9 protein-coding genes and 1 pseudogene are annotated in these 8,965 nt (G+C 37.7%); 3 read left to right on the top strand and 7 right to left on the bottom strand.

Annotated elements, in window-relative coordinates; all coding sequences use genetic code 11:
• A pseudogene (locus tag ACILQF_RS07190) lies at positions 1-450 on the top strand (radical SAM protein); the annotation flags it as partial.
• A gap of 4 nt (positions 451-454) precedes the next feature.
• Here the strand turns inward: ACILQF_RS07190 and ACILQF_RS07185 are convergent.
• Both ACILQF_RS07185 and ACILQF_RS07180 read right to left on the bottom strand, forming a co-directional pair.
• A complete protein-coding gene (locus ACILQF_RS07185) occupies positions 455-823 on the bottom strand; it encodes a hypothetical protein (protein ID WP_395626737.1) in 369 nt (122 codons plus the stop codon).
• 87 nt (positions 824-910) lie between these two features.
• Positions 911-2,464: a M20/M25/M40 family metallo-hydrolase gene (locus ACILQF_RS07180; RefSeq protein ID WP_395626736.1), complete on the bottom strand. Its 1,554-nt coding sequence runs from the start codon at positions 2,462-2,464 to the stop codon at positions 911-913.
• Positions 2,465-2,649: 185 nt separating this feature from the next.
• Between ACILQF_RS07180 and ACILQF_RS07175 the strand changes: the two genes are divergently transcribed.
• Positions 2,650-3,783, top strand: coding sequence for a carbohydrate-binding family 9-like protein (locus ACILQF_RS07175; protein WP_395626735.1), 1,134 nt, complete (start codon positions 2,650-2,652; stop codon positions 3,781-3,783).
• Positions 3,784-4,041: 258 nt separating this feature from the next.
• Positions 4,042-4,977, top strand: a complete 936-nt coding sequence (locus tag ACILQF_RS07170) for a type IX secretion system membrane protein PorP/SprF (RefSeq protein WP_395626734.1) — start codon at positions 4,042-4,044, stop codon at positions 4,975-4,977.
• 7 nt (positions 4,978-4,984) lie between these two features.
• Here the strand turns inward: ACILQF_RS07170 and ACILQF_RS07165 are convergent, their stop codons facing one another.
• The 5 genes from ACILQF_RS07165 to ACILQF_RS07145 form a co-directional block, all read right to left on the bottom strand.
• Positions 4,985-5,266: an ATP-dependent Clp protease adaptor ClpS gene (locus tag ACILQF_RS07165; RefSeq protein WP_395626733.1), complete on the bottom strand. Its 282-nt coding sequence runs from the start codon at positions 5,264-5,266 to the stop codon at positions 4,985-4,987.
• Between the two features lie 40 nt (positions 5,267-5,306).
• Positions 5,307-5,693, bottom strand: coding sequence for a RidA family protein (locus ACILQF_RS07160; protein ID WP_395626732.1), 387 nt, complete (start codon positions 5,691-5,693; stop codon positions 5,307-5,309).
• A 7-nt stretch (positions 5,694-5,700) separates the two neighbouring features.
• Complete coding sequence (locus ACILQF_RS07155) at positions 5,701-6,594, bottom strand: SDR family oxidoreductase (RefSeq protein WP_395626731.1); 894 nt, start codon at positions 6,592-6,594, stop codon at positions 5,701-5,703.
• Position 6,595: 1 nt separating this feature from the next.
• A complete protein-coding gene (locus ACILQF_RS07150; protein WP_395626730.1) occupies positions 6,596-7,363 on the bottom strand; it encodes an enoyl-CoA hydratase/isomerase family protein in 768 nt (255 codons plus the stop codon).
• 2 nt (positions 7,364-7,365) lie between these two features.
• Positions 7,366-8,965 (bottom strand): TonB-dependent receptor plug domain-containing protein (locus ACILQF_RS07145; RefSeq protein ID WP_395626729.1); only part of this gene is annotated, 1,600 nt, incomplete at its 5' end.

The following is an 8,965-nucleotide window of genomic DNA, read 5'->3' as shown; positions in this document are numbered from 1 at the left end:
TTGTTTAATTATATGCATGGCATTTGTTTCGACTATCCGTTGCAGGAATGGTTTGAACATAAAGTGCCCAAGGTAAAGGTAGATCCTCAGTTTATCATGAAATCTTTGTCGAAAGAAGAGTCATTCCTGATTAAGCCTGATGCAAAAATTGTCTGGATCGGAACAAAGCCTGTAATCGATTATTTTACCAAAAGTAAAAAAGGTAGACAATGGGAAATGGCAGAGCTAAAATTCTTTGGTAAAAAGGGGAGTTTTAGCATACAGATAGAAAAAACTCAGGCTGACTGGTTGTTCGAATTTCTGCCTCTTGCCGGCATTGATAAAACAGAACTTATGACCTTTAAAAAAGCAAAAGAGAATTTTGAAAGCAGCTTAAATGTCGATTTTGAGCCCTTTTGGTATGGAAAAGCAATAAATACGCTAAGGCAGAGTGATCTGTTGGTATTGTAAATTTTTACTTTTTATAGCGCGCACCGCATGCTTCGTAACAACCTCCGCTAATTTCCAGTGAATTACTGTTGAGTTTATAGCTACGGGTTGTTGTTGTTCCATTTTGAAATACGAATTCAATCATTCGATCATCAATAATCCTGTATTGCTTAAAATCCGTTATTGAATTACCCGTGATACTTCCATCCGAATTTAAAATGAGGTAATATTTGCTTCCACTAACAGATTGCCATTTGCCGCTACCATCACCCGGATTGGCAAGCGTTTCATTGAGCTTCCATTTACCGATTATCGAGGTTTCTGAGCCAAATTTTTCACATGCAGTCAGAGAAAGAATAATAAATATAAGGATCAGGTTGTGGAGGGTTTTCATGTTTATTTTTCTTAGGAAGCCTAAAATTAATGAAACCGAATATTTTAATGATGACAAGATTAATAATCTTGCCATCATTAAAAAAAATTAGTTTACTCCACCTTTACGCGTCGGCTGACGGGTTGTTGGCCAACTAGTTCTCTCGCCTGTGCGAGGGTTAATAGGTAAAACACTCTTTTCGTTTGAAGCTTTTTCAGGATCTTCACTGGCCATATAAACTAATATGGCGGTTAAAATTGCATTACTCTGAACATCATCGAAAACAATTTTGTCGTATGTGTCGCGGTTAGTATGCCAGGTATAAGTTCCATAAGACCAGTTTAAAGAGCTTAAATTAAATGCAGGAGCTCCTGCAGCAACGAAAGAAGCATAGTCAGAACCGCCACCACCCGGAGATCCAGGGAAGTTAGTTTTGATTTCTGAGCGAATAGCATTAGGTACCGGACTTAGCCACCTGTTCAGGTAATCGTAAGCGTGTAAAAAACCCTGACCTGAAAGATCAACTATTCTTCCAGTTCCATTATCTTGATTGAATACAGCCTGAATATTTTTTACAATTTCTGGATGATCTGCAACAAATGCTCTAGAGCCATTTAAGCCTTGCTCTTCACTGCCCCAATGTCCAACGATAATTGTTCTTTTTGGGTTAGGATATACCTTTTTCAAAATCCTCATCGCTTCAAGCATCGTAATAGTTCCTGTTGCATTATCTGTAGCTCCTGTACCACCATCCCATGAATCGAAGTGGGCTGAAAGAATGATATATTCTTCAGGTTTTTCGGTTCCTTTTATCTCAGCAATAGTGTTGAAAGTTGGCACCATTCCTAATTCTTTTGAATCTGCGCGGATACTAATCTTTGGTTTTATTCCTGATTCTGTTAATCTGTAGAGCATTCCGTAATCCTCTAATGAAACGTCTACAGTGGGTACCTTGGTGCTCTGTGCGCTAAATATTTTGTTAACGCCAAATCCCGCCGACCAGTTCGAGGTAATAATGCCTACAGCACCAGATTTTTCAAGTGCTAAAACCAGATCTTTTGTATTTAATCCAGTTTTATTCATTCTACTACGCCATTCAGCACCTGCTTTAGTGCGTTCAGCCTTCATTTTTTCTATCGATTCTTTGGTCGCAAATTCTTCCCAGTTTTTATCATCTCTACCTGTTGGCTGTTGCATGGATATCATTACAAACTTTCCCTTTACAGATGGAAGCCAGCTTTTAAATGCAGTGGAATCTGCTACCTCTGCAAGTATGATTGTTTCGCCAGTTACTGCTTTGCCAGAAGTGGATGGACTCCAAGCAAGTTGCATCCCTTCTAGTGATTCTACACGTGGGTGTACCATATCAATATGAGTGATTCCTCTTTCCCATCCGCGCCATTCGCCCCACTGCTCATTCTTTGCAGAGATGCCCCAACTTTGGTATTTTGCAACTGCCCAATCATTAGCTTGTTTCATTTGTGGGGTACCTACTAATCTCGGACCAATACCATCAGTTAGCTCTTGCGCTAATTTTTTCAATTGCGAGTTTTCGCTGGCCTCTTTGATAATCCCCTGTACTATAGGGTCTTTACTTTGGGCATAAATGCAATTCCCTGAAAGAATTAGGGAAAGTGACAAAAGGTAAAATGATTTTCTCATGGAATTTATGGGCTAATTAAAATAGTTTATCTTATCTAAGATATAAAAAAGCTTTTATAGGAAAAGGAAGCTATGTAAATATTACAATTAAGATTTTTTTTTATTGTACTATGTATCTTTTTTATTGTTTTTATATCTTTTCAATAATTCTTATTAATTTTCAATATTCATAAAAAAATTATATAATGTTGCTCTTTTCAAAAATTCACTCTAAATTTTTAGGTGTTTTAGGCTTTTTGCTACTTTCTCAAGTGTTTCCGGTTTTAGCACAATCAAAGTTTGTGGGCATGGAGCATCTTTTTATAGATCCTAAGCAGTACACTGTGGTTTATAATTCAACTGCGCCTACTATTGATGGAAAGCTGGATGATGCGGTTTGGCAAAATATACCATGGACAGACAATTTCAAGGATATTGAGGGCGATAAAAAGGCCCTGCCAACATGGAATACGCGTGCTAAAATGACTTGGGATGAAAAGGGACTTTATATAGCTGCCGAACTGCTTGAGCCTCATGTTTGGGCTTATCTTAAGAACTATGATGATATCGTTTTTTATGACAATGATTTTGAGATTTTTATAGACACCGATAATAATACACATCAATATTATGAGTTTGAAGTGAATGCTTTAAATACTATGTTCGACTTATTTATGCCGAAACCTTATCGTAATGGCAGCGGACCAATGATTGTTTTTAATGCACCCGGTATGAAATGGGCTGTTGATATTCAGGGTACAATCAATAACCCCAGTGATGTGGATAAAGGCTGGACTACCGAAATATTTATTCCATTTGGCGCTGTAACCATTGGTAATAATGCCAAAATCCCTCTTGATGGTGATTTTTGGCGAATCAATTTTTCTAGAGTGGAATGGGATACGGAGATTAAAGATGGAAAATATGTGAAGAAGAAAGATGCAAATGGCAAAGTACTTCCGGAACATAATTGGGTTTGGTCTCCACAGGGTGTAGTAAACATGCATTTCCCGGAGCGCTGGGGCTATTTATTTTTTAGCAAACCTACAGACGACTCACAGCCTAAAAATTATTCAATCCCATATAGTGAAGAGCAAAAAAAACATCTGTGGTATGTTTATTACCTTCAAAAGGAGTATTTCCAGAAGAACAAGACTTATGCTGCTAAATTAAGTCAATTGGGAATACTTGAAGATAGCTTTGCTGTTAAAGGCAACGAAAATAAGCTTTGGATGGAAGCCACAAGTCGTCAATTCATGATTTATATTAGTAATGAGCAAAGTTCATATTCGCTCAACGATGAAGGTTTAGTTCATACACTAAAACAGGAAAAGAAATAATCTGAGTTCCTTTTTTAATGTAAAAACTTTGCCAATCCACCCTAGATTAAAATTTTTTGTATTTTTTTTCGTTTCTTTAATTTTAGAGATCCAACTATTGTTAGAAGGCATTTTTCTTTCGGTTTCAAGGTATTTTAAATCGATACATTAAATTGAAATGGCTCATTTATGTTTGCTAATTCTCCTAGAATTATCTATTATTTGTGTCCAAAGGTGCCAATCTGGGGTATTTGACTTCCTGATTAATAATTTGATAAAATGAAAATCCGATTGCAAAAAATGTTTGTTTTTATACCTGCATTTTTGCTTTTATATTTTGTTAATTTCCAATTATTAGCTCAACAAAGAGCTATGTTTACTCAGTATATGTTTAATGGTTTGGTAGTAAATCCGGCCTATTCGGCAATGGATGAAGCTTTAAATGTAACAGCTTTGGCACGTCAACAATGGGTTGGTTTTAAAGGTGCTCCAAATACTCAAACATTAACGATGCATACCCCCATCCGTCAATCAAATACTTCTCTAGGCTTTATTTTTTTAAGAGATCAAATTGGTGAGGTAATTTCTGAAAAGGGCATTTTAGGTACTGTGGCCAATAGGGTGGAGTTAGGTAATGAAACTTTTCTTGCTCTGGGACTTAATGCAGGACTTAGCAAATATTCCGGGCAATACAGTTTGGCTGGAAGTACTTCTTCTTTTGATCCTGTTTTTTTAGATCAAAATTATTTTAGGGGGACAATGGGTTTCGGTTTAATGTTATTTTCTCCGAAGTTTTATGCGGGATTCTCTTCTCCGTATTTTATTAATCATGATTTTGTATCTGATGCTTCAGCTCCAGTTAATCAAAAGTCTCACTTTATCCTGCAGGGGGGGTATCTCCAAAATTTAGGTGATGATGTCAAATTTAAACCCAGTATTTTGCTAAAGTATGTGAATGGATCCCCACTTCAAATAGATTTAAATGCACATATTTTATTGAAAGAAACATTTTGGATTGGTGCCTCATGGCGCTCAATGGATTCTTTTGATATCTTAGCAGAAATGCAAATTAGCCCCAATTTACAAGTGGGATATTCTTATGATTTTACCACATCTAGGCTTGCTGCTGTTGAAAAAGGTTCTCATGAAATTGTTTTGAGCTTCCGTATTCTAACCCGTGGGAGCACCAAATCACTACCTAAATGCTATTTTTAAGCAGGATTTAATCTACCGTAACAGTCAGGCCCTCTTGCTGTAAAATTTTACGATAAATTTCAACTTCTGTATAAGAACCCTCTAGAACGTTGCATTTTCCATCGTTATGAACAGTCCAGGCAATGCGTTCAGCTTGTTGTTCAGTATAATCAAGGTATTTTACCAAGCAGTGGATTACATGCTCAAAAGTATTGGTATCGTCGTTCCAAAGTATCAGGCGATGGTTAACTTTTAACGCCGCCAATACTTCCTCAAGCGTTAGTGTTTCTTCCTGTACCTCAGTTCCCATTCTGCAAATTACGTAATTTCGTATTGAATTAAAAAACCGACTATTTCTGAATGAGTGCAGTGACTTCAATTTCAATGAGTAGGTCGGGGTCAATCAGCCGCTTAACCTCTATCATGCTAGTAGCAGGTTTAATATCTTTCAAAAATTCAGAATGTGCTCTTCCTGCTTCTTCCCATTTACTGATATCAGTAACATACATCCTTGTACGTACGATATCATTTATAGATGCACCAGCCTCGATGAGAGTTTTTTCAATTTTCTGAAAAATGTAAATCGTCTGACGGTAAAGGTCGCCTTTACCGATAACCGTTTCTCCATCAACTGATGTGGTGCCAGAGATCTCAATTTGATTGCCAATACGTACAGCTCTGCTATACCCTACAAGATCTTCCCATACAGCTCCTGATGATATGTTGACTCGTTTCATTTATTTTTTAACTTCCTTTTGCTGATCGCGTCATCATTTCAAGCATATCCCACATTTCTGGAGTAATGGCTTCAAGTCCGTTAAACTGACCGGCTCCTTGTAACCATTCGCCACCGTCAATAGTAATTACCTCACCGTTGATATAGCCTGAGAAATCAGACATCATGAAAGCCGCCAAATTTGCAAGCTCTTGATGGTCTCCAACACGCTTTAAAGGAACACGATTTTTAAAATCAAATTTTTTGGCCATATCCCCCGGAAGGAGCCTATCCCATGCGCCTTTAGTAGGAAATGGGCCAGGAGCAATGGCATTGTTTCTGATGCCATATTTGCCCCATTCAGCGGCTAGTGAACGTGTCATGGCAAGCACTCCACCTTTTGCACAAGCCGAAGGCACAACATATCCTGAGCCAGTAAAGGCATAGGTAGTTACAATATTTAAAATAGTACCCGCTTGTTTTTCTTTAATCCAATGTTTACCTACAGCCATGGTGCAATTGGCTGTGCCTTTGAGTACAATATCTATAATTGTTGAAAAAGCATTCGCTGAAAGTCGCTCAGTTGGAGAAATAAAATTGCCTGCCGCATTATTTAGCAATCCATGAACTTGTCCGAAAGTTTCAAGTGTTTTTTTTAGCACTTCCTCTACCTCTTCTGGCTTACGAACATCACATTGAACAGCCAAGACTTTTGCGCCGGTCTTATTACTGCTAGCAGCCTCCTGTTCCATTTCTGAGGCAGTTTTTAGAAGCACGTCCATCTTTCTACTTGTAATCACCACATTGGCTCCAAGTTTCAGAAAATAGGTGCTCATGGCTCTACCAAGTCCAGTGCCTCCACCAGTCACTATTATAGTTTTACCACTTAAGGCATCATCGCGTAACATAGGTTCATTATACATATTAGGCCGATTTTTGTTTTAAGTTCTGAATAATTGTTTTAAGGATGGAGCGCGTTGATGGCGACCACCATTGTGCCAGCATTGGCCCCAACATTTCTGCTGGATCTTTACTTATTTTTGTGAGCAGCTCTTGACGCATATTTATTTTACTTTGCTGCCATGTATTGCGTTCCAACTGAATGTAAGTCAGCATTTTACGCTCTGCAGCATGTAAAATACTCTCCGGATTTACCACCTCATCAATCAATCCGCTAGCCAATGCCTCTTGTGTATTCATTAGCTTACCCTCGAGTAAAAACCGGTAGGCATTTGCTTGTCCTAACCAGAATGAGTAAAGGTGAAATATACTCTCGGGTACAATGATTCCAACTGGGACTTCATTCAGGCCGATGATAAATTTCCCTTCAGCCATTATTCTGTAATCGCAACAAAGGCTTAGTACGCACCCACCTGCGGGACTATGGCCGCTGATGGCGGCAATCATTGGTTTTTTGAAAGAAACTAGGCTAGTTACTAAGTCCAAAAAGTCAATCCAAAAACTTTTTATAGTCTCCTCATCATAATCAAATAGCTCGATAAGATCAAGTCCTGCCGAGAAAAACCCATTTTGACCCGTTAAAATTAGTCCGGCAATAGAATCATCATTTTCAATGTTCCTGATCATTTGATGCAGTTCATTTACCATTTCCGCATTTATTGCATTCGAGCGACCTCGGTTTAGTGAAAGAACGGCTATTTTATCTTTTATGTTAACTTTTATCGTGTTCATGTTTATTTAACGCTGTATCTAAATATTTGTCTGCCAATAGTTCCATCAATATTTATTCCCTCAACAATAGCTTTGTACTTTCCTTTGCCATCCGAGTTATAGAACTCAACGCTTGCCTTTCCAGTGGTATCGCTTATCACATTTGGATTCCAATAAATGGTAGTTCTAAGATCTGAAACTTTCGGATTGATATCAGGATCGCTATAATTCTGTGCGTAAAATTCACGGCCCTTATAAAAACCTCTCGGATTATAGCCCATAATTCCTGAGGCATAATTCCTATAATCTGTATTGGATTCGCCGCGCTTAGTATTAATTATGAGCACACCACCGCCACCTCTCATTCCGTAAATTGCAGTATTTGCAGCACTTTTCAATATTTCGATGGTCTCCACATCATTTGGATTAATAGATGAAAGAAATTCGGGCTCCACATAGGCCCCATCCAAAATTAATTGCATTGGAATTGGGCCTGAAAAAGAAGAACTCATATTCCTAGTGGCATAAACGATATCATTCATAACTACAATTCCAGCAAATCTGCCTTGGATACATTGAGCAATGGTAATGCAATTCTTTAGTTGATCAGCCTTTATTATCGCATCTGCTCTACCTGCTCCATTTAAATTTGCAGAATATTTTACGTCTAACTTTTGCTCCACAATTTTTACTTCATCGAGCATTATATTTTTTGTAATGAGTCCGTTTTTCTTTAAGTCATCGTATTGCGCGCGACTGTTTTGCAGGTATGAAAGTATAGATTTATTGACATTTACCTCTACCAGAGGTCCATTTTTGTTCTTTGTAACCAATTGTGCCGGAATCCTATCGAGCTGAATTTCTACATTTTTTTTATCTTTTTCATTCCTTGCCTGAACAATAAATTTCGTGCTATCATCAAAATAAAGATTATCAAATCGGAACTGTCCCTTGCTATCAGTCAAGGTGTCCAACAAAAATTGAGTGCCAGACGAAGAAAATAAGGTTACTTTGCCCCCAATAATAGGTTTACCAGACATGGAGATTACTTTTCCACTTACCTGCATACTCTTTTCTGCTTCAAAAACTAGGCTTGGGTAGCTATCTGTTAAGATATTTTTCCATTCAAAACGGCGCCAGCCTTGAGTTAATAACAGGTTGTCGAGTTGCTTAACTTTATCGGCATTAACATCAGTGAAGTAATAATTTGGTTTCTCAATAAAACCTTTAAGATCCGAGCTGAGTAAAAGGTTTGAAATGATGCTTGTTTCATTTTCTTCATCAAAAGGCACTTTGGTTTCATCAATCACAGAAATAGAAAAACTTCCAAGAGTAGGTTTTCCTTTCGGATCGCTCACATCCAGCATAAGCTTCACTTTTTCTCTTTGTTGATATTCAAGCTTTTCTGAATTTAGCTTGATATTCAAAAAATCAGAATGATTGATGAAAACTAATCGCTCGGCAACTGGCTCATTATTGGGCGAAAACAATGTTAGTTGCAATATGCCTGTTGGGAAGCGTGATTTTGGAATTGAAGAGCTGAAAATACTACTATTCATTTTATTTTTAGATACAAATAGTACCTGTCCATTGCTTTGTGCAACAAGTGTTAATTCTGAATCT

This window comes from Daejeonella sp. (assembly GCF_044232565.1).
Lineage (GTDB): Bacteria > Bacteroidota > Bacteroidia > Sphingobacteriales > Sphingobacteriaceae > Daejeonella.
This window is presented reverse-complemented; position numbering and strand designations above follow the sequence as displayed.

Bases quoted from the DNA above. Each gene is read 5' to 3' on its own strand.
- ACILQF_RS07160 (WP_395626732.1), bottom strand. From the start codon at position 5,693: ATGAAACGAGTCAACATATCATCAGGAGCTGTATGGGAAGATCTTGTA.
- ACILQF_RS07155 (WP_395626731.1), bottom strand. From the start codon at position 6,594: ATGTATAATGAACCTATGTTACGCGATGATGCCTTAAGTGGTAAAACT.
- ACILQF_RS07150 (WP_395626730.1), bottom strand. From the start codon at position 7,363: ATGAACACGATAAAAGTTAACATAAAAGATAAAATAGCCGTTCTTTCA.
- ACILQF_RS07180 (WP_395626736.1), bottom strand. From the start codon at position 2,464: ATGAGAAAATCATTTTACCTTTTGTCACTTTCCCTAATTCTTTCAGGG.
- ACILQF_RS07175 (WP_395626735.1), top strand. From the start codon at position 2,650: ATGTTGCTCTTTTCAAAAATTCACTCTAAATTTTTAGGTGTTTTAGGC.
- ACILQF_RS07165 (WP_395626733.1), bottom strand. From the start codon at position 5,266: ATGGGAACTGAGGTACAGGAAGAAACACTAACGCTTGAGGAAGTATTG.
- ACILQF_RS07185 (WP_395626737.1), bottom strand. From the start codon at position 823: ATGAAAACCCTCCACAACCTGATCCTTATATTTATTATTCTTTCTCTG.
- ACILQF_RS07170 (WP_395626734.1), top strand. From the start codon at position 4,042: ATGAAAATCCGATTGCAAAAAATGTTTGTTTTTATACCTGCATTTTTG.